This window comes from Streptomyces sp. NPDC088350 (genome assembly GCF_044753545.1).
Lineage (GTDB): Bacteria > Actinomycetota > Actinomycetes > Streptomycetales > Streptomycetaceae > Streptomyces.
Genome location: NZ_JBIVNL010000009.1, coordinates 428,979 through 447,722, shown reverse-complemented (window position 1 = coordinate 447,722; position 18,744 = coordinate 428,979). Strand labels below are relative to the sequence as shown.

Annotated in this window: 17 protein-coding genes and 1 pseudogene; 12 read left to right on the top strand and 6 right to left on the bottom strand. The window is 72.1% G+C overall.

Going from position 1 to position 18,744, the window contains the following annotated elements:
- Window positions 1–12 precede the first annotated feature (12 nt).
- Window positions 13–1,500: a serine/threonine-protein kinase gene (locus ACIQBL_RS32145; RefSeq protein WP_401947771.1), complete on the top strand. Its 1,488-nt coding sequence runs from the start codon at window positions 13–15 to the stop codon at window positions 1,498–1,500.
- A 37-nt stretch (window positions 1,501–1,537) separates the two neighbouring features.
- On the opposite strand, the gene ACIQBL_RS32140 is transcribed toward ACIQBL_RS32145, so the two are convergent.
- On the bottom strand, window positions 1,538–1,891 hold the full coding sequence (locus ACIQBL_RS32140) for a hypothetical protein (protein ID WP_401947768.1): 354 nt from the start codon (window positions 1,889–1,891) through the stop codon (window positions 1,538–1,540).
- 191 nt (window positions 1,892–2,082) lie between these two features.
- Here ACIQBL_RS32140 and ACIQBL_RS32135 point away from each other — a divergent pair, with 191 nt between their 5' ends.
- The 4 genes and pseudogenes from ACIQBL_RS32135 to ACIQBL_RS32120 form a co-directional block, all read left to right on the top strand.
- A complete protein-coding gene (locus ACIQBL_RS32135; protein WP_401947766.1) occupies window positions 2,083–3,306 on the top strand; it encodes a PP2C family protein-serine/threonine phosphatase in 1,224 nt (407 codons plus the stop codon).
- Window positions 3,307–3,363: 57 nt separating this feature from the next.
- Window positions 3,364–4,278 carry a DMT family transporter gene (locus ACIQBL_RS32130; RefSeq protein WP_401947763.1) on the top strand — a complete coding sequence of 305 codons (915 nt, stop codon included), beginning with the start codon at window positions 3,364–3,366 and terminating at the stop codon, window positions 4,276–4,278.
- Complete coding sequence (locus ACIQBL_RS32125) at window positions 4,271–5,185, top strand: LysR family transcriptional regulator (protein WP_401947761.1); 915 nt, start codon at window positions 4,271–4,273, stop codon at window positions 5,183–5,185. Before ACIQBL_RS32130 ends, ACIQBL_RS32125 begins: the two co-directional genes overlap by 8 nt.
- Before the next feature lie 76 nt (window positions 5,186–5,261).
- A pseudogene (locus ACIQBL_RS32120) lies at window positions 5,262–5,492 on the top strand (phospholipase); the annotation flags it as partial.
- Window positions 5,493–5,765: 273 nt separating this feature from the next.
- Here the strand turns inward: ACIQBL_RS32120 and ACIQBL_RS32115 are convergent.
- Window positions 5,766–6,674, bottom strand: coding sequence for a fructosamine kinase family protein (locus tag ACIQBL_RS32115; RefSeq protein ID WP_401947758.1), 909 nt, complete (start codon window positions 6,672–6,674; stop codon window positions 5,766–5,768).
- Window positions 6,649–7,197: an AAA family ATPase gene (locus ACIQBL_RS32110; RefSeq protein ID WP_401947755.1), complete on the bottom strand. Its 549-nt coding sequence runs from the start codon at window positions 7,195–7,197 to the stop codon at window positions 6,649–6,651. Before ACIQBL_RS32110 ends, ACIQBL_RS32115 begins: the two co-directional genes overlap by 26 nt.
- Before the next feature lie 115 nt (window positions 7,198–7,312).
- On the opposite strand from ACIQBL_RS32110, the gene ACIQBL_RS32105 reads away from it, so the two are divergent.
- Window positions 7,313–8,542 (top strand): PP2C family protein-serine/threonine phosphatase, encoded by a 1,230-nt coding sequence (locus tag ACIQBL_RS32105; RefSeq protein ID WP_401947752.1) that lies wholly within the window; start codon window positions 7,313–7,315, stop codon window positions 8,540–8,542.
- A 4-nt stretch (window positions 8,543–8,546) separates the two neighbouring features.
- Here the strand turns inward: ACIQBL_RS32105 and ACIQBL_RS32100 are convergent, their stop codons facing one another.
- The 3 genes from ACIQBL_RS32100 to ACIQBL_RS32090 are packed head-to-tail and all read right to left on the bottom strand — an operon-like array spanning window position 8,547 to window position 14,080.
- Window positions 8,547–11,447 carry a hypothetical protein gene (locus tag ACIQBL_RS32100; protein WP_401947749.1) on the bottom strand — a complete coding sequence of 967 codons (2,901 nt, stop codon included), beginning with the start codon at window positions 11,445–11,447 and terminating at the stop codon, window positions 8,547–8,549.
- 3 nt (window positions 11,448–11,450) lie between these two features.
- Window positions 11,451–12,692, bottom strand: coding sequence for a hypothetical protein (locus ACIQBL_RS32095; protein WP_401947746.1), 1,242 nt, complete (start codon window positions 12,690–12,692; stop codon window positions 11,451–11,453).
- Entirely contained in the window at window positions 12,692–14,080 is a 1,389-nt protein-coding gene (locus tag ACIQBL_RS32090) for a hypothetical protein (protein ID WP_401947743.1), read from the bottom strand. Before ACIQBL_RS32090 ends, ACIQBL_RS32095 begins: the two co-directional genes overlap by 1 nt.
- Before the next feature lie 130 nt (window positions 14,081–14,210).
- Here ACIQBL_RS32090 and ACIQBL_RS32085 point away from each other — a divergent pair, with 130 nt between their 5' ends.
- The 6 genes from ACIQBL_RS32085 to ACIQBL_RS32060 all read left to right on the top strand — a co-directional run bounded on the left by ACIQBL_RS32085 (window position 14,211) and on the right by ACIQBL_RS32060 (window position 18,743).
- Complete coding sequence (locus tag ACIQBL_RS32085) at window positions 14,211–14,636, top strand: hypothetical protein (protein ID WP_401947741.1); 426 nt, start codon at window positions 14,211–14,213, stop codon at window positions 14,634–14,636.
- Complete coding sequence (locus ACIQBL_RS32080) at window positions 14,633–14,914, top strand: hypothetical protein (protein WP_401947738.1); 282 nt, start codon at window positions 14,633–14,635, stop codon at window positions 14,912–14,914. The genes ACIQBL_RS32085 and ACIQBL_RS32080 overlap by 4 nt, the downstream gene beginning before the upstream one ends.
- A gap of 1 nt (window position 14,915) precedes the next feature.
- Window positions 14,916–15,413 (top strand): hypothetical protein, encoded by a 498-nt coding sequence (locus ACIQBL_RS32075; protein WP_401947735.1) that lies wholly within the window; start codon window positions 14,916–14,918, stop codon window positions 15,411–15,413.
- 29 nt (window positions 15,414–15,442) lie between these two features.
- A complete protein-coding gene (locus ACIQBL_RS32070) occupies window positions 15,443–16,840 on the top strand; it encodes a hypothetical protein (RefSeq protein WP_401947732.1) in 1,398 nt (465 codons plus the stop codon).
- A gap of 162 nt (window positions 16,841–17,002) precedes the next feature.
- A complete protein-coding gene (locus tag ACIQBL_RS32065) occupies window positions 17,003–18,184 on the top strand; it encodes a hydroxylase (RefSeq protein WP_401947729.1) in 1,182 nt (393 codons plus the stop codon).
- Between the two features lie 40 nt (window positions 18,185–18,224).
- Window positions 18,225–18,743, top strand: coding sequence for a flavin reductase family protein (locus ACIQBL_RS32060; RefSeq protein ID WP_401947726.1), 519 nt, complete (start codon window positions 18,225–18,227; stop codon window positions 18,741–18,743).
- The last annotated feature ends 1 nt before the right edge of the window (window position 18,744 follow it).

Sequence of the window (18,744 nt, the reverse complement as noted above, 5' to 3'; positions counted from 1 at the left end):
GCGGAGGACACCGTGTCGGACGAAGGGCGTCGCATCGCCGGGCGCTACACCCTGACCGAGCAGATCGGCCGGGGCGGCATGGGCACCGTCTGGCGCGCCGACGACGACGTGCTCGGCCGCCAGGTCGCCGTCAAGCGACTCCACGCCCGCCCCGAACTGTCCGCCGACGAACTCGCCACCCTGTACGAGCGCACCCGCCGCGAGGCCCGCAGCGCCGCCCGCATCGCGCACCCGAACGTCATCGTCGTCCATGACGTCGTGGACGACGACGGCCGCCCCTGCATCGTCATGGAGTACGTACCGGGCCCCACGCTCGCCGAACTCCTCAAGGACGGCCGCACCCTCCCGCACGAGGAGGCGGCCCGCATCGGCCTCGACATGGTCGCCGCCCTGCGCGCGGCCCACGCCGCCGGTGTACTGCACCGCGATGTCAAACCCGGCAACGTCCTGCTCGGCACCGGCGACCGGATCGTCCTCACCGACTTCGGCATCGCCATGACGGACGGGGCGTCGACGCTGACCAGGACCGGCGAGATTGTCGGCTCCATCCACTACATGGCCCCGGAGCGGATCCGCGGGCTCACCCCCGGAACGGCCTCCGACCTGTGGGCCCTGGGCGCCACGCTCCACCAGGCCGTCGAGGGACGCCCGCCGTTCCGCCGGGCCACGGCTATGGAGACCGCGTACGCCATCGCCGTGGACCCCTTGGAACCCATGAAGCAGGCCGGACCGTTGGGGCCGCTCATCGAGGCACTCCTCATCAAGGAGCCCGGCGAGCGGCCTACGGCGGCACAGGCGGAGCGGGCTCTTCAGGCCGCGTGGTGGGGGGACTCGACGACCGAACTGCCCCCGCCCGCCGCCGACTTGACCGTCGTAGGGCCGGAGTCGAATCCGGCGGCGGACGCCGGCCGTCGAAGGCGGGGCCGTAAGGGGCTCGTTGTCGGAGTGGTCGCCGTGGTCGCGGCCGCGACGGCGTTCGTGCTGCACACGGCGTCGAGGTCCGCGTCCGACCACGCGGTGAGCCGGCCCACGGCCAGCGCCTCCCCGTCACCGGTGCCGGAGGGCTATCACCTCGTCCGGGACCGGCAGCTCGGTGTCTCCTTCCCGGTGCCGGAGGGCTGGACGGCCGGGAAGCGGACGGCGGAGGGGGTCACCTACACCGACGAGACGGGCCTGGCCGGGCTCACCATCGGTGTCGTGGACCCGGCGGGACCCAACCCCAGTACGCACTTCGCGGACATCGAGACCAACACCAAGGTCAACTACCCCACGTATCGCAGGCTCCGCATGCAGCAGACCACCTTCCGTGAACAGCCCGCCGCCGTATGGGAGTTCACCTTCCAGGGCCGGGTCCGGGTGTTCCGCGCCGTCGACCTCGGCTTCGGCCGGGAGGGCGACCGCGAGTACGACATCTACCTCTCGGCGCCGGACGCGAAGTGGGACACCTACCGTCCCGTCTTCGACAAGGTCAGGGACGGTTTTGTGACCAGCGCGTCGTAGCCGCGGGAGACGGCGTGACATGCCGGGTGACCGGGATTCAGCGGAACTCGTGCACCACGCGGATCTCGCCGACGATGTGGGAGTTGAACTCGTCCAGCTCCTCGGCCGGCACCCACAGCTCCAGAATCGTCCGGCCGCCCGCCTGCTGGACGGGATACCGGGCCAGGAACCCCGACTCCACCTCGAACCGCGTCACGAAACCGGCGCCGTCGTGCGTGACGTTCCAGTCCCGCGCGATCCTGATCGCGTAGTCCTCGTTGAGGACCGGGTAGAAGATCGGCTGCTCCGGCAGCCGGGGCGGCCAGGCACGCCAGCCGAGCGCCCTGACCAGGTCCAGCTCCTGGGGGCCGGTGGGGCGCCAGAGGGTGGTGGTCGGTCGCCGGTTCGTCATCGGAGTCGCTCTCTGCGTGGGGGATCAAGGGGTCGGAGGGGACGTTATCGGCGGCTCGGACGGCACGGCCACGGAGTTTCGTCCCCGGCGACCGCACCCTCACCCTCCGACCCGATGCCACCCCACCACGGGTCGCTACCGCCCGAACGCCCGCGCGGGTGTTGGGATGGGGGTGGCAGAGAGGGGCCGCCGTGGACGGCGACGGGGTTACCGGGTCCGAGAAGGGCTCGGCGGAGCGGTTCGCGCTCGCGCGGCGGGCCGTGTCCGCCGTCGGGTCGACGCTCGACGAGCGCAGGACGGCGGCGGAGTGCGCGACGTTCCTGGTCGACGAGTTGTGCGACGCCGCGGCCGTGGACCTGTTCGCGCAGGACGAGGCCCGCCCGGCGCCGCACGGCATGCTGCACCCGATGGCGGCGGCGGGCCGCAAGGAACTGCTGGACAGCCTGCGCACCGCGCCACGCGAGGACGTCATGGTCCGGGCCCTGGACGCGGGCCGTCCGATCACCACGTCGTTCACCACGAACGACCACGGCGTACTGGCCGCCCTCTCCGTGCCGTTGACGGCCTGGGGGAAGGCCTACGGGGCGCTCCTCGCGATCCGCGCCGACCGGCCCTTCGGCGACGACGAGGCCGCCGCCGTGCACTACGCGGCCCGGCTCACTGCCGCCCACCTGCACCACGCCGTCGAACACCACCGGCTGCGCACCACCGCCCTGAACCTGCAACAGGTCCTGCTCACCGAGCCCAGCCGCCCCCACCCCAACGTCGAGATGGCCACCCGCTACCTGCCCGCGGGCAGCGGCACCCTCGTCGGCGGCGACTGGTTCGAGGCCGTACGACTGCACTACGGCCGCACCCTCCTCGTCATCGGCGACGTCATGGGGCACGGCCTGGACGCGGCGGTCGACATGAACGCCTACCGCTCGATGCTGCGCTACGTCGCCTCCACCGATCTGCCGCCCCACCGGATCCTGCGCCAGATGGACACCGCCATGTCCGAGGAGCACAACCGCCGCCCGGCGACCTGCCTCCTCGCCCTCCTGGACCCGGACCGGGGCACGGCCGCCTTCGCCGGCGCGGGCCATCTGCCGCCCGCCGTCTTCCACCGCGACGGCGCCGGCGAACTGATCCCCGTCCCCGTCGGCCCGCCCCTCGGCACGGGCCTCGCCGACTACGAGATGACCACGCTCGCCCTCACCCCCGAGGACACCCTGGTCATGTTCACCGACGGGCTGGTCGAGCGGCGCGGGGAGGACATCGACGCCTCCCTCGCCCGCCTGGCCCGGCTCCGCCTGCACCCGGGTCAGGGCGTCTCCCGTCTCCTGGACGACATCGTGCTGCGGCTCCATGTGCAGGACGCGGAGGACGACGTCGCCGCGATCGCCGCGCGGCTGCGACCCAGAAGCACGACTTAAGTGTTCGGTCGTAAAAGCTAACTGGACCTTTCGAATCGTGGGGAACAGCCTGGAGGCATGGTCCCGCGCATCGCGTCCCCCCGTTTCCTCGCCCTGGCCGGCACGGTCGTGCTGTGGGCCTCGGCGTTCCCCGCCATCCGGGTCGGCCTCGACGGGCTGGGGGTGGCCGCGCTGTCGTTCCTGCGGTTGGTGATCGCGGCCCTCGCGCTGACGCTGGTCGCGCCCCTGGCGCACGTACGGTTGCCCCGGCGCGCCGACCTGCCCCTGATCGCGCTGTGCGGAGCCACCGGCATGACCGCCTACCAACTCCTCCTCAACTGGGGCGAGATCCACGTCGACGCGGGCACCGCCAGCCTGCTGATCTCGATCGCCCCCGTCTTCAGCGTCCTGCTCGGCACCCTGTTCCTGCACGAGCGGCTGCGCCGCACCAGCGTCGTCGGCAGCCTGGTCGCGCTCGCCGGTGCCGCCGTCGTCAGCCTCGCCGAAGGCGCCGGCGGATTCACCGGCTCCGCGCCGGCCGTACTCGTCGCCGCGCTCGTCCAGGGCGTCTACCACTTCGCGAGCAAGCCGTTGCTGCGCCGCTGCACGGGCCTCGAAGTCGCCACGTACACCATGACCGCGGGCACCCTCTTCGCCCTGCCGCTGCTCCCCGCCGCCTGCCGGGCCGCCGTCCACGCGCCCGCCGGCGCCCTGCTGTCGGCGGTCTACCTCGGCCTGCTGCCCTCCGCGCTCGGGTTCGTCATCTGGGCCTACGCCGTCGCCCGGCTGCCCCTGGCGACCTCCACCGCGGCCCTGTACCTCGTACCGCCGGTCGCACTCGTCGTCTCCTTCCTCTGGCTCGGCGAGACACCCCACCCCCTCGCACTCGCCGGCGGCGCGGTCGGCATCATCGGCGTGATCCTCGTCAACCGGCGGCCCGCCCACCCGGCCGACAGCCCAACTCCCCTCGCCCAAGGAGCCGTTCGTGCTTGACGTCCGCCGTCTGCGCATCCTCCAGCACCTGGCCGCGTACGGAACCGTCGCCGCCACCGCCGAGGCCCTGCACCTGACGGCACCGGCCGTCTCCCAGCACCTGGCGGCCCTGGAACGCGAGGCGGGCACCCCGGTCGTCGAGAAGCACGGCCGCACCCTGCGCCTGACCGCCGCCGGTGAACTCCTGGTCGCGCACGCCGAGATCATCCTCGCGGAACTCGCCGCCGCCGAGTCGGGTCTGGCCGCCCTGCGCAGCGGCCGGTGCGGCATCGTACGCGTCACCGCCTTCGCCTCCGCCGCCCGCACCCTCCTCCCGCCCCTGTGGCAGCGCCTCGCCGACGCACCCGATCTTTCGGTACGCCTCTCCGTGCGCGAGCCCGACGAGGCGCTCGACGAACTTCGCAAACGGGAAACAGATCTGGCGCTGGTGCACAGCTACACCGTGCTGCCGCGCGGCTTCCCCGCCACCTTCGAGCAGGCCGTCCTCCTGGAGGAACCGGTGCTGCTCGCCCTGCACCCCGACGAGGCGGACCGACTCGGGCTCGCGGCCGGACAGCCCGCCGATCTGTCGGGGCTCGCGCACCTGCCGTGGCTGACCCCGGGCCAGGAGACCTCCTGCTACGAGATGATCCAACGGGCCTGCGGCGCCGCCGGGTTCGTGCCCGACATCCGCGCCCGCAGCAGCGACTTCGCCGTGCTCACGGCCCTGGTCGGGGCCGGTGCGGGTGCGGCGCTCGTGCCGCGCATGGCTCTCGGGGAGACCTCCGCGCCGCTCAGTCTCCATCCCCTGCTGCGGCCCGTGACCCGCACCGTGTTCACCGTCAGCCGGGCGGGCACCGCCGGTCATCCGGACCTGCGCGGCGTGCTGGACCTGCTGCACGAGACGGCCGCCGCCGGACTCATGTAACAGCCATCCGGCGATCAAGCTTTGGCAACTCCTCGGCAACGTACGCCTGTTGCCGGTCACGGCTTGGCCAACCCCTTCCGGCGTCGAGGAGCCGAACGTCACCGACTGGCGTCGGGAGACCTTCGGCGACTTCACCACCGCGTTCCGCTTCCGCGACGCCCGCCCGCGCTCGCCCCGGCTGCCCCACGACACGGCGGAGCAGTTGGAGAAGGCGAAGGAGGAAGTGGCAACGCTGCCGAAGCCCACGCTGCCGGGCGCGGACCAGAAGTTCCCGCATGAGGAGCGGGGCCGCCGACCGCACGTCTGACGTGATTGTCGTGGCGGGCGGCCCCGGCCGGTGTCCTCCGGCCGCGGCCGTCCGTGCGGCTGAGCTGGTCCGCGCGGCCTGGCCGCTGCCGGACGGCAGGACGTGGGTCGCAGTGTCTGACCCGGACTGTCGTGCGGGCGGACTCGCCCGGGGTTTCCCGGCCAGGCCCGCGCGCCACCGACAGTGCCTGCTCGGCGAGGCCGTGGCCGAAGGGCACGACGTGGGTCGGCAGCGTCTGACCTGGACCGTGGTGACGGGCGGCTTCGCCCGGCGCTACCCGGCCAGGGCCGCCCGCGCCGCCGACAGCGCCCGGTCGGCGTAACCCCGCCCGAACAGCACCACGTGCACCAGTAGCGGAAACAGCTGGTGCAGGCCGATGCGGTCGGTCCAGCCAGGGGCGAGCGGTGCGGCCTCCTGGTAGCCGTCCAGTACCTCGGGCAGGTGCGGGCAGCCGAAGAGGTGGAGCATGGCCAGGTCGGTCTCGCGGTGTCCGCCGTGTGCGGCCGGGTCGATCAGCCAGACGTGTCCGTCGGAGCCCCACAGCACGTTGCCGTTCCACAGATCACCGTGCAGCCGGGCGGCCGGCTCGGCGGGACCGGCCAGTTCGGGCAGCCGCTCGCAGACCCGTTCCACCGCCGTCGCCTCGTCGGCGCGTACCGTGCCAGCGTCGACCGCGCGGCGCAGATAGGGCAACACCCGTTGTCCTGCATACCAGTTGGGCCAGTCGGTACCCAGCACGTTGCGCATCGGGGCGAGACCGATGTACGCGTCCGTAGGACCGCCGGGCGGTGGTGCGCCGAACGCCGGTGCGCCGGAGGCGTGCAGAGCCGCGAGGTCTCGGCCGAACCGTACCGCCGCCCGCGCACTCGGCGGGCCGGTGCGGACGTGGTCGGTGACCAGCCAGCGCTCGTCCGACCGGCGCACGGCGGGCACGCGGACCGTACCGGCGTCGGAGAGCCAGCGCAGCCCCGCCGCCTCGGCCCGTACCGCGCCGGGAGCCTCGGCGCCCTTGACCACCACCAACTGCCCACCGTCGAGCGCGACTTCGGTGACCGCCCCGGACAGCGGACGCTCACCGGTCACCGCGCACCCGGTGAGCCGGGCCGCCGCCGCACCCGGAGTCTCGCTCTCGATCACGGGGACAGCGTACGACCGGTCAGCGAGCCCCCGACCGAAGGACATCGCACAGGCCGGACTCGCGCAGTACCCGCTCGACCGTCTCCTCCAGCGGGCTGGTCGCGGGGACCACGGTCTCGACACCGCCGGGGAGTACGTCCAACGGCCGGTACCACTCGCGGAGTTGGTGCTCGGTGACCTCGTCCGCGATGGGCTTCGTGGCATGCCGGACCAGGGTCTCCTCGAACGGCACATCGAGGTAGTAGCAGTGCGTGCGGCCGGGAAAGTCGGCGAGCAGGCCGGCCAGCATCTCGCCGTAATGGGCGACGTAGAGGAGACCCTCCAGCACGGTGTGGAAGCCGTGCGCCAGTGCGTGCCGGACGGTGAGGTCGATCAGGCCGATGTTCGCGCCGCCGGGGATGTCGCGCTCGCGCAGCACCTCGCGGCGCAGGACGTCCTGGCGGACCAGGGCGACACCGCGGCCGTAGCGCTCACGCAGACCGGTGGCCACCGAGCTCTTGCCGGAGGCGCTGTTGCCGCGCAGCACGATCAGCCGGGTGGGGGAGGAGGGCGTTGTCACCCGGGGCACCCTATCCACCGCGTGCCACTGAGTGACCGGGTGAACACAAAGTGCCTCCTGAGGTCCAACCGGTCTGCTTATATCGTGGGAAAATGGTGTGATAGCGGCGATTGGTGGCAGGGCCATGACGGACGCGGAGATCGACTACGCGGCGGTGTTCCAGGGGCTGCCCGGCATGGTGGCCCTGCTGACCCCCGACCTGGTGTACGCGGACGCCAACGAGGAGTTCCTGCGCATGTCCGGCCGCACCCGCGAGCAGGTCGTCGGCCGATTCCTCTTCGACGTCTTCCCCGACAACCCGAACGACCCCACCGCCACCGGCATGCGCAACCTGGAGACCTCACTCCGGCGGGTCGTCGCCACGGGCGAACGCGACGCCATGGCCCTCCAGCGCTACGACGTGGAGTCGACGACATGCCCCGGGAAGTGGGAGGAGCGCTACTGGAGCCCGGTGAACGCCCCTGTGCTCGACGAGGACGGCAAGGTCGTGCTCCTCGTCCACCGGGTCGAGGAGGTCACCGAACTCATCCGGGCGCGCGGCACCTCCGGCGGCGGCCGGACCCGCGTCCTGGAGGCCGAGCTGTACACCCGCGCCCGCGAACTGCAGGAGGTCAACGAACGCCTGCGCAGCGCCCACGCCCGCGAACGCGAGGTCGCCCTCGCCCTCCAGGAGGCGATGCTGCCGACCCGCCGCCAGGGCGCCGGCCACCGGATCGCCGTGCGCTACCGGCCCGCGGTCGGCTCCCTGAACGTGTGCGGCGACTGGTACGACGTGGTCGACCTGGTCGGCGGCAACCGCATCGGCGTCTCCGTCGGCGACATCGTCGGCCACGGCCTGGCCGCCGCCGGCGTCATGGGCCAGCTGCGCAGCGCCCTGAGCGCCACCTCCCGCGTCGCGGACGGCCCCGCCCAGGCCCTGGACGTCCTGGGGCGCTACGCCAACGTCGTCGACGGCGCCGAATCCGCCACCGTGGTCACGACCTTCGTCGACTTCGACCACCACACCATCACCTACAGCAGCGCCGGACACCCGCCGCCCGTCCTGGTCCATCCCGACGGCCGCGTGGAGTTCCTGGACCGGGCCACCGACCCGCCGCTCGACGCCCGTCCCGACCCGACGCCCCGGCCGCAGGCCACCACCGACTTCTCCCGAGGCTCCACCCTTGTCCTCTACACCGACGGCCTGATCGAACGCCGCCGCGAGGACATCGACAAGGGCCTGGCCCGCCTCGCCGACTCCCTGGTCCGCCACCGCGACGCCGACCCCGAGGCCCTCGCGGACGCCGTACTCCTCGAACTGCTTCCGCACGGGGGCGCCACCGACGACACCGCTCTGATCATCGTGCGGCTCTGACCCGTCACACGACGATGCTGGTCATTGCCGCCCACAACAGGGGCGAGTGCTCGATACGGCCGTCCGCGCGCCAGCGGTCGAGCTGCTCGCGCTGCCAGGCGCTGAGGCTCCCCACGGGGTCGTCGTCCTCGTGAGCCGTGTCGACGGCGACGATCGCCTCCGTCAACGGGCGTACCGCATCGGGCAGTTGGGCCAGCCGGTGGAAGGCGAAGCTGGTCGGCAGTACCCAGCGGGTGGCGGTGACCAATTCGGCACCGTTGTGGAGCATCGCCGTCGCCAGGCCGAACGACTCGGCGAACCGCAGATCGCCGCCGCTCTCGCAGCCGATGAGGGCGACCCGGGCCGGCGCGGGCCAGATGCTCGCGCCCGGTTCGCCGTCCGCGCGCAGGGGGAGCGAACCCAGCAGGAGGTCCTTGGCCGACAGCGGCCGGTGGGTGCGGAGGGGCTCGGCCAGGCCCACGGTTCCCGCGTCGCAGCTCAGGTGCAGGGTGCCGTCCTCGCTCTGGCCGCCCTCGACCGGCGCGCCGCTCACGTGGCCGACGTACAGCAGCCTGCGGGCGCCCGCGCGGAGTACGCCGCTCAGCCAGTCCCGGTCCAGGTCGGTGCGGCGGAAGGCCTCCGCGGGGGTGGCGAGGGACGGTATGACGGCGCCCGCGTCGAGGCGGCGCTGGACGAGCGCGAGCAGTTCCGGGTCGGTGCCGGGCGGGCCCAGGACCGAGCCGAGGGGCGAGTCGGCACGGAATCCGGGGACGCGGGGGTCGAGGACGAGCACGACCGGACCGGTGGCGGTGCCCTGTGCTGTCGTGGGCGCCGGGTTTCGCGGCCGTAGTGACGCCGGTGCGGTGGTGACGACGTCCGCCAGGTCGACGAGCCGGACATCCTCGTCGTCGACTGCCAGGATTTCCCAGGGGACTTGGGCGACCCGGGGCGACGGCTGGATCCGTACGAGTGGACGGCCCGCCCGCTCCGACACCTGGCGTATCTGTGCCGTCAGCCCCTCCGGCCACAGAGCCTCGGCCAGCAGCCGTGCCAGCCTGCGCTCGCTCCCGTGCTCGGCCAACGCCCCCGTGCCGAACGCCCGCCGCATCCCCTCCGCGCCGTCGCCCGCTCCCGGCAGCGCGTCGGCCAGCGCGGCGACCGCCCGGTCGACCTCGGCGGCCGGCCCCTGACCGGTGCCGAAGCCCCGGGCCCCGCCGGCCCAGGTCCAGGTCATGAACAGGTCGCCGGCGTCGGCCAGTCGGATCTGGACCACCGGGCGGCTCGTCAGGTCGTCGGTGATCCAGAACGGCACTTCCTCCTCGTGCACGATCGGCCGGTGATAACGGAACTCGGCCGCCGCGATGTACTCCTGGAGCGCGACGCGGCCCGGGCCCGGCTGCGCCGACATCCGCACCTTCGGCGGCGGCGCGACCCGCAGGCCGACCGAGGCGGCGGCCTCCGCCGCCACACCGCCGAGCGTCATCGTGCCGTCGGTGTCCTCGTAGTGTCCGTGCGACTTCATGGCCGCGTTCGGGAAGACGGAGGCGGGGTCTTCGAGCGGCCCGCTCGGCGGTGTGCGGTGGAGGGCCAACGAGGCGCCCGCACAACGGTGTTCGGCCAGCTCGAAGAGCAGTCCCTGGTCCTGCCGGCGCATCACGAGACGGAAGACCAACCGCATGGCGTCGTCCGCCAGTCGCAGCCACTGGCTGCGCGCGTGGGCGGTGGCGAAGTCGAAGCGCGCCGCCTCCAGGGCCAGCGCGGAGGGCAGCGCGAGGGAGAGCGCGTTGTCGACGGACTCCCGCTCGCGGTCGCCGTGGTCCGTCCGGTTCAGGTTGTCCTCAAGGGTGCGGGCGAGCATGAGGTCGACCTGCGCGCACCGCTCGTACACCTCCCGCTCCTGGTACACGTCCCGCGCCGCCTGGGCCAGCCGCTTCATCTCGTCGATGTCGCCCCGGTCGTAGGCGTGTTGGGCGCCCAGCAGCATCGTGTCGGCGGCGGCGATCGAGGCGCCGAGCCGTTCGAAGCGGGCCAGGCTCGCCGCGAGCAGCTCCTCCGCACCGGCGGCGTCGCCGCGCCGGCCGGCGAGAAAGGCACGGGCCTGCTCGCAGACCGCCAGGTCGGCGAACCACCGCTGCTCTTCGAAGAACGCGGACGCCTCCGCGAACAACCGCTCCGCCAGGTCGAGTTCGCCCCGGTGCATCGCGGTGTACGCCCGGTGCGCGAGCAGCGACCGCTGCTGACCGGTGTCACCCATTGCCCGGAAGCGGTCCTCCGCGCGGGCGAAGCAGTCCTCGGCCGCGTCGAACCGCCCGGTCGACGAGCAGATCACACCGAGGGCGACCAGCAGCCGGGGGATGGTCTCCACCGCTGTCTCCGGCGTGGTGGACAGCAGCCCCGACGCCTGCTCCTCGGCCGCTCCCCACTCACCCCGGTCCATGAGCACATGCACCCGGTTCAGGCCGAGTTCGGAGGCGCGCAGCCCGTCGCGGTCGTCGAACTCGGGCAGTGTGACCGCCGCCTCGTCGAGACAGGCCAGTGCCTCGTCGAGACGTCCGGTACGGCGGAGCAGGTCGGCTCGGGCGATCAGCGTCCGCAGCACCATCTCCAGCCACAGTTGACGGCCGCGCGGCCCCATCGGCGCCGACGCGATGCCGTCGAGCAGGGCACGGGAGCGGCTGTTGGCGTCCTCCGCCGCGGCCAGGTCCGTGGCCGTGAGCTGGACACTCGCGATGTTCGCCAGCAGGTGCGCGCGCAGGAACCGTACGTCCGGCGAGTCGTCGAGGGACTCGGCGAGGGTGAGCAACTCCTCGTAGACGGCGACCGAGGCGGTGATGTCGGCGGCCAGTTGATGTTCCTCGGCCAGGGCGAGACCGCTGTCGAACGGCTCTCCGTACAGCGGTGTCACCACACCGTTCTCCTCGGGCATCCGTCAGTAGTCCTCATCGGCGGTGGTGGCGGCGATCTCGGCGAGGAAGGGTCCCGAAGTTCCCTCGTACGTCGATGTGTTGTACGCGAACGGCTGTGCCGCCGTCGCGAGTCGTCGTCGGACCAGCGCGCGGATCGCGTCGCGGTCGGCGGCGCCCTCGGGCCCCGGACCCGGGTCGAACCCGGGCAACAGCAGACCGATCTCGATACGCGGCTGTGTCTCCCCGGCCGGCAGTTCCAGGTCCGCCCGGCCGCTCCACACGTCGTCCCGCCGGGCGAGGGGCACCCGACTCGGGAGGCCGCCGTCGACCCCGACCTCCGCGACGAGGAGCGCACCGGCGACGGGTGCCGCGAGATGCGCGACGACCTCGACCTCGATCTGTCGGCGCGCGCCGAGCGCGCGGGCGGTCCAGGACACCGCGGTCTCGGAGGCGTCGACGAAGCCGGGCGGGTAGCGGCGCCAGTCGTTGGTGCCCGCGCCGCGCGCGATCAACCTGCCGCCCGCGACGAGTGGTTCGCCCGCGGCAAGGGCGTAGTCGCGGTGTCGTACGAACAGCGAGGCGAGGTCGACCGGGGCGCCGTCCCGACGGGGCCGATCCAGCGACGACCGAAGGCGGCGCAGAGCCTGCCCGTCCAAGCCGGCGCTGTCCGCCGCGTCGTCGACCGACCACAGGACGCTCTCCAGATGGCGTGCCGTGTCCGTAGACGGCGAGGTGGCGTGCCACCACTCGACCAGCTGGTCCAGGGCGACTTGGTGCACCTCGATCAACTCGGCCACGCAGTCGTCGGGTTGGTCACCGCCGTCGTCGAACAGCTGCTGGCACTCGTGTGTGAGAGCGGCCAACTCCAGCCCGAGGACGTTCGGTTCGAGCGCGGGTATCCCGTCCAGATGCGACGCCGGCCACCAGCGCGCCGCCCAGTGCCCGAGGCCGAGCCGGGCGGCGCCGCCCGCGAGCGCGGTCATGTCCGCCGGTACCCGCACCGCGACCGACTCGCCCGCCGCGCAGGCGTGCACGGCGGCGGCGGTGCGTTCGCCGTAGATTGCCCACAGCCACTGCTGCGCCCGCGCCGGATCGTGGATCTCGGCCACCGGCGGCGCCGGGTCCCCGAGGACGTTCCAGGTCAGCACCGCTCCGGCGACGTCGAGAACCGCTCGGGTGAAGTCGGGACCGGCGGCAGGACCGGCGACCCGGACGGTGCCGTCGTCGTCCCGCCCGACATGGACATCCCTGGGGCCCGGCGCCATCACGCGCTCCTCGACTCGGCCGCTTCCGGCACGGCGGGTGCCGCCGACAGTGTGCGCAGCGCCGACCGGACCCTGGCCCGGTGGTCCATCATCACCGAGCGGGCGACGCCGTCGAGCACCGCCCAGGCCGACGCGGCATCCGGCAAGGGCGCGTCGCGGACGTCCCGCCCGTGCAACCGCACCCACAGCCGCCGCATGTAGGCGGCCCACGGCGTACGGAGATCCCGGGCGAGGGCGTCCAGCACACCGCCGTCCGGATCGGGACGGGGCGAGACGGTCATCCGGCGGGCGCGAAGCACCGAGGCCTCCCGTCGCCAACGGCTGTTCACAGCGCGGTGGGCGGCAGTCCGCCCCGGCGCGGATTCCCCGGTGCCCAGCGGGTCGAGGCCGACGGCGAGCCGGCCGCCGAGCACGACGGCGACGCGCAGGCTCTCGTCGTACAGACCGAGCGGAGCGCAACTGCGGCCGACCTCCCGCCCGACGAGTTCCGGCACCGTCGGCAACTCCTCGCGCCGGGCCGACGACTGCAGGACGACGAAGAGCCGCTCGCAGAGTGTGCGGTCCAGCGGCGCGGGCAGTGTCGCCGTCGAAGCACCCCGGCCGACCTGCGGACGCGACGGCAACTGCCGCTCCGTCAGCCCGAGATGGGCCGGTAGATCCTCATCGCCCCACACCCCGCTCGCGTGCGCCCACAGGACCCGGCCGAACAGACCACCGTGTCCCGCCTCGACCATGGAGGCGTACGACGGTGCGTTCAGCGGCCCCTCCGCCCCGCCGCAGGCCTCCAGAACCTCGGTCGCCAGCGTGACCGCAGTGGCCGTATCGGCGACCGGAGCCGACTGACGACCGGCCCACAGGGTGCTCAACTCCCCGTCGAGTCGGGCCTGTTGGGCGGCGTCGGCCAGATACCGCTTCAGGACGTCCACCGTCCGGCCGCCGTCCGCGTGCGCCACGTCCTCGACGACGGCCCTGGCCAACGCGCCCGCGACCGAGTCCTTGTCGGCCGAGGGTGCTCCCTGTTCCACGGCCAGCTCGAAACACCGCTGGAAGTACAGATCCTGGGGGTTGCCCGCCACGACGCCCAGCGCCCGGCGGGTCCGTTTGAGCAGGGTGAACCACTGTGCCGTCGCGACAAGCCGCGTACCGGACTCCCGTATCAGCGCGTCGAGTTGTACGGCCTGCTCCGGAGCCAGGAAGTCCACCGCGAGTTCGGGGTGCGACGCCGGCCGGACGATCAACGGCAGCACGATCAGCTTGACCGTCCGGGTCAGCGGGGCGCCACCGGGGCCGCTGAGCGATTCCAGCCCGGGCCCCAGACCGCGCCACGCACGGTCGATGACCATCGCGCGCGGTCGGCGCTCGCCCGTCGGCTGACTCGGAAACGGCATGTCAGGAGCGTACGTCGTCCGAGATCGGGCGGGCGAACCTGGGATCGGTAGGCGACCCGGGCCGCCTAGCGTCCACACCGTGAGGCGGAAAGGCCAAGGACAGTCACAGGGACCAGAAGGAGCAGCAGTCATGGGAATCTTCGGGAAGCGGCGCATGAGCCGCGAGGAGCGGGCCGCCGAGATCGTGGGCAAGGTGGCGAGTGGCAAGGGCTTCTACGGCCGTACCACGCGCGCCTTCCTCGGCAACGAGGACTTCGCCAGGGTCCAGCAGTCGATCGGCGCGTACAACTCGGGCCTCGGCGTACAGCAGTTGCTCGCCGCGGGAGCGCCGACCACGACCGCCGTCGTCGTGTCGATCGGCGACACCGGCCAACTGATCAACGACGACCCGGTCGTCGACCTGGTCGTGCAGCCGACCGGGAGCACCGACCGGATCACCCTCCACACCATCGCCTCCAAGCTGCGGATCCCCCGCGCCGGCGAGCAGGTACTGCTGGTGGCCGACCCCGCCCACCCCGGCAGCTACCTCTACGCCGGGGACGGCGTGGCACCGTGACGCAGACCCTGGTGTACGAGGTGCCGGCGACCGACTCCACCCTGCTCTCCTTCGACGGCCGGGTGCTGGAGGTGTTCGGCGAGGCCGAGGCCGGCCGCTACCACCTCTGGGAGGAGCCCCGCCTGGAGATCCGCCCCGGCCGGAGCCGCCTCCTGGTGATCCGCACCCGCCCCGACAGACGACGCCAGTCCGTCTTCTACGATCCGGCCCGCCGCGCCGGCCTGGAAGCCCTGGCGGAGCGGCTGGAGCGGAGCCGGCCCCCGGTCGCGGAGCACTGACATGGCTGATGACGGGGTCGACGACCGGGTCGACGACGGGACCGGCCCCGAGCCCGCGCGGATGTCGGCGATTTCGCGGGTCGGACTGTGGGACGCGGTGTCCCTGTACGTCCTGTCCGCCGGGACGGCCCTGTGCGGCCCGGTCATGCTGGGCTTCGCCGTCTTCACCGGCGCGGACCTCATGAGCATGGGCGTGGTGTTCACGCTGGTCTTCGTTCCCCTGGGACTGGGGCTCTGGGGCACCACGGTCGCCGGCCGGGAGGAGAACCGGCAGCTCGACGCCGTCGGGGTCCCGGCCACCGCGGAGATCACCGACCTGACCGACTTCGACTGGGACGGGGAGAGTTCCGGCGTCGCGGTGGGTCTGCGGATCACCGGGCAGGGGCTGCGGACGTTCGAGACGACCTGGCGGCGCACACACCATCCCGCCCTGCGCGTGGGACGTCGGTTCAACGCCGTCGTCGACCCGGCCGGCGGCCGGTACCGCGTCGAGTTGTAGTGGTGATCACCTGCATGGAGGAGGACCAAATGCGCAGCCGTACCGGTGTGTTCGTGGGCAATCTGCTGTTCTCGGCGGTCTGCCTGTCGGCGGCGCCGTTCTTCCTCCTGGTCGGGTGCACCGCCTGGAGCGACGATCCCGGCTGGGGCTGGCCGGCGTTGCTGATCGGCTTCGGGCTGGCCGGCACGATCACGATCCCCGTCGTGGCGTTCACGAGTACGCGACAGGAGTTTCCGCGCATCACACGCAGGGACCGCGTCAAGGGCGAGCGGATGCCGTACGGGGACGACGCGTTCGTGATGTGGAGTCCCTGGAACCAACAGGGCTCGACGCAGGCGCAGTTGGTGCGGGCGGACGTACTGGAGGCGTCGTTGGTCCGCTACAGCCCCGACGGCGAGGCGACCTTCACCACCCACTACGGCGACTACACCCCCGACGAGTTCACGCCGCTGATCAGGCTGAGACTGCGGGTGCGCGACGCCGAGAACACCGATGCCGCCGCCGGGTTCGAGGTCACGGGCGAGTGGCGGGTGCCGTCCCTGTGTCTCTCGGTGATCACGGCGGGCCGCCTGGTCGTCCTCGTCGGTCCGGCCACTCCGGGGGCCGAGCGCACGGTCACCCCCTCGTGGCCGCGCAGCGCCCTGCTCGCGGGCACGAGAACCTGCCGGGTGATCGACCTCGAAGGCCGACTGTCCGACGCCACCCGTCGCCCCCGTCGCCAGCTCCAACAGATGCGGATCTCAAGGGAGATCGGCGGCACCAGGATGGCCGGCGACACGATCGACCTCCGGCACCTGGACCCGCACACGGCGGCACGGTACGCAGCTCTGGCCGACCGGGACCGCGCCTTCCCCGAGGAACAGGCGCCGGTGAGCGAGCCGGGCGAGGAAGCCCGCCGGCTGGCGGACGAACTCCCCGGTGAGAAGGGCGCGTTCGGCTCCGTCGGCCGACGATGGTCACGCCGTGGCGGAGTGCTGGTGCGCGCCCGCTTCCTGGAGATGCGTCCCAGGACCACCTTCCAGGACCACGGCCCGGTCCTCGACACGGTGCTGCGCATCCAACCGGCGGACGGCACACCCCCGTTCGACGCCGCCCGGCGGCTGACGGTACCGATGAACTACCTGACGGTCCTGCACCGCACCAAGGAGGTCGTCCTCACCGTCAGCCCGAACGGCCTCTCGTACGTGGTCGACTGGGCCCGCACCAACCTCCTCGCGGGTGTCACCGAGGCCACGGTCATCGCCCTGGACGGCCAGGAGATCCCGGTGACGGGACGCCCCGACATCATCTGGGCGTTGATGAACCTGCTGGCGTCCCAGGGTATTTCGGCCACCACACCGGTTCTGGACCTCCGCAAGCGCCGGATGGGCGCGGTGGCGGGTACGGCGCTGCACATGGTGCGGAGCCGCGCCGAACCCGGTACCTGAGCATGGTGTCCGCCGTGGACGGTACGCACGTACAGCGGTAGACCATCGGGTCCCGGTCAGCGGAAGACGCTCAGCGGGCGGTCGGCCTCGGAAACAGACTGGGATCATCCCGCCGCGCGTGCGCGGCACTTGCGAGGTACCAGTCAGCAGGAGGTGTGCGGCGTGACGCATGAAGTGGTCAACCGTGTCGAGGATCTCGGGTCCGAACTGGCCGCACTCGCCGAACAGAACGAGAAACTCGGCAAGTTGAGCGACCGGACCGTCGAACTGCTCCGCTCGGCAGGAGTGATCCGGCTTCTGCAGCCCAAGGAGTTCGGCGGCCACAGCGCCCACCCCCGGGACTTCGCGGAAGCGGTGATGGCCGTCGCGCGGCACGACGGAGCCGCGGGCTGGGTGTGCGGTGTCGTCGGTGTACACCCCTGGGAGCTGGCCCAGTTGGACCCCCGGCTCGCACACGAGGTGTGGGACGACAACCCGGACACCTGGATCGCCTCGCCGTACATGCCGAACGGCATCGCCGACCCCGTGGACGGCGGATACGTCCTGAGCGGACGCTGGCCCTTCTCCTCCGGGAGCGACCACTGCGACTGGGACTTCCTCGGCGCGCTCGTCGGCGACGGCAAGGGCAAGCCGGCGGGACCGATCTCCGTACTCCATGTCGTGCTGCCGCGCTCGGACTACGAGATCATCGACGGTACGTGGGACGTGATCGGCCTGGCGGGCACCGGCAGCAAGGACGTCGTCGTCGACAAGGCGTTCGTCCCCGCCTACCGCACCATCAGGCAGGAGGCGGTCCAGGAGGGCAGCGCCGCCGAAGCGGTCGGACTCACCGACACCCTCTACAAGTTGCCGTTCAGCTCCATGTTCCCCCTCGGGATCACCGCCGCGGTCGTCGGCATCTGCGAGGGCGCCCTCGCCCTCCACCTCTCCCAGCAGCGCGACCGCGTCGCCGTGACCGGGGTCCAAGTACGCGACGACCCCTATGTGTTGTACGCCGCCGGAGAGGCAGCCGCGGAGATCGCCGCCTCGCGGGTCCAACTCATCGACGGCATCAGCCGGTTGTACGACCAGGTCGAGGCCGGGAAGCCCGTCACCATCGAGGACCGGTCCAACGTCCGCCGCAACCAGGTCCGTTGCGCGTGGCGTGCCGTCTCCGCCCTGGACGAGATCTTCGTACGGTCCGGTGGCAACGCGATCCGGCGCGGCAACCCGATCCAGCGGTTCTGGCGCGACGCGCACGTGGGACTCCAGCACATGATCCACGTCCCCGGGTCCGCTTATCACGCCAACGCCCTTGCCCAGATGGGACTTGAGCTGCCCGAGGCGATGCGCGTCCTGATCTGACGGCCTGTCGAAGACGAGCGTACGAGAACAAGGAGGGGCCGTGACGGACGCGGTCGAGGGGCGCTACTTCCGTGAGGTGCTGGGGCACTTCCCCACGAGCGTGGTCGCCATCACCACGACGGACGCCGACCGGCAACCCCGGGGAATGATCGTCGGCACCTTCATGTCCGTGTCCTTGGAACCGCCGCTCGTGTCCTTCCTGGTGGACGGTTCCTCCAGCACCCTGCGGACGATCCGCACGGCCGGGCGATTCTGCGCCAACGCGCTCGCGGGCAACCAGGAACGCCTGTCCCGGCAGATGGCCGGCGGCCCGCATCGCTTCGAGGGAGCCGAGTGGCAGGAATCCCCGCTCGGCAATCCCGTCCTGGACGGAATCGTCGCGTGGGTCGACTGCACGGTCGAGAAAATCGTCGAACTCGGCGACCACCAACTCGTCGTCGGACGGGTCCGCACGCTCCGCGTCGAATCGATGAAGACCCCGCTGCTCTTCTTCCGGGGTGGGTACGGCGACTATCTGTCGAGCGCGACGCTGCTCTTGGACAGGCTGGTCGGCTGGTAAG

What these genes read in the sequence shown, in the direction of transcription:
- ACIQBL_RS32105 (WP_401947752.1), top strand. Translation starts at nt 7,313, where the DNA reads ATGACGGACGCGGAGATCGACTACGCGGCGGTGTTCCAGGGGCTGCCC.
- ACIQBL_RS32140 (WP_401947768.1), bottom strand. Translation starts at nt 1,891, where the DNA reads ATGACGAACCGGCGACCGACCACCACCCTCTGGCGCCCCACCGGCCCC.
- ACIQBL_RS32100 (WP_401947749.1), bottom strand. Translation starts at nt 11,447, where the DNA reads ATGCCCGAGGAGAACGGTGTGGTGACACCGCTGTACGGAGAGCCGTTC.
- ACIQBL_RS32095 (WP_401947746.1), bottom strand. Translation starts at nt 12,692, where the DNA reads ATGGCGCCGGGCCCCAGGGATGTCCATGTCGGGCGGGACGACGACGGC.
- ACIQBL_RS32090 (WP_401947743.1), bottom strand. Translation starts at nt 14,080, where the DNA reads ATGCCGTTTCCGAGTCAGCCGACGGGCGAGCGCCGACCGCGCGCGATG.
- ACIQBL_RS32130 (WP_401947763.1), top strand. Translation starts at nt 3,364, where the DNA reads ATGGTCCCGCGCATCGCGTCCCCCCGTTTCCTCGCCCTGGCCGGCACG.
- ACIQBL_RS32070 (WP_401947732.1), top strand. Translation starts at nt 15,443, where the DNA reads ATGCGCAGCCGTACCGGTGTGTTCGTGGGCAATCTGCTGTTCTCGGCG.
- ACIQBL_RS32115 (WP_401947758.1), bottom strand. Translation starts at nt 6,674, where the DNA reads ATGTCCTTCGGTCGGGGGCTCGCTGACCGGTCGTACGCTGTCCCCGTG.
- ACIQBL_RS32085 (WP_401947741.1), top strand. Translation starts at nt 14,211, where the DNA reads ATGGGAATCTTCGGGAAGCGGCGCATGAGCCGCGAGGAGCGGGCCGCC.
- ACIQBL_RS32075 (WP_401947735.1), top strand. Translation starts at nt 14,916, where the DNA reads ATGGCTGATGACGGGGTCGACGACCGGGTCGACGACGGGACCGGCCCC.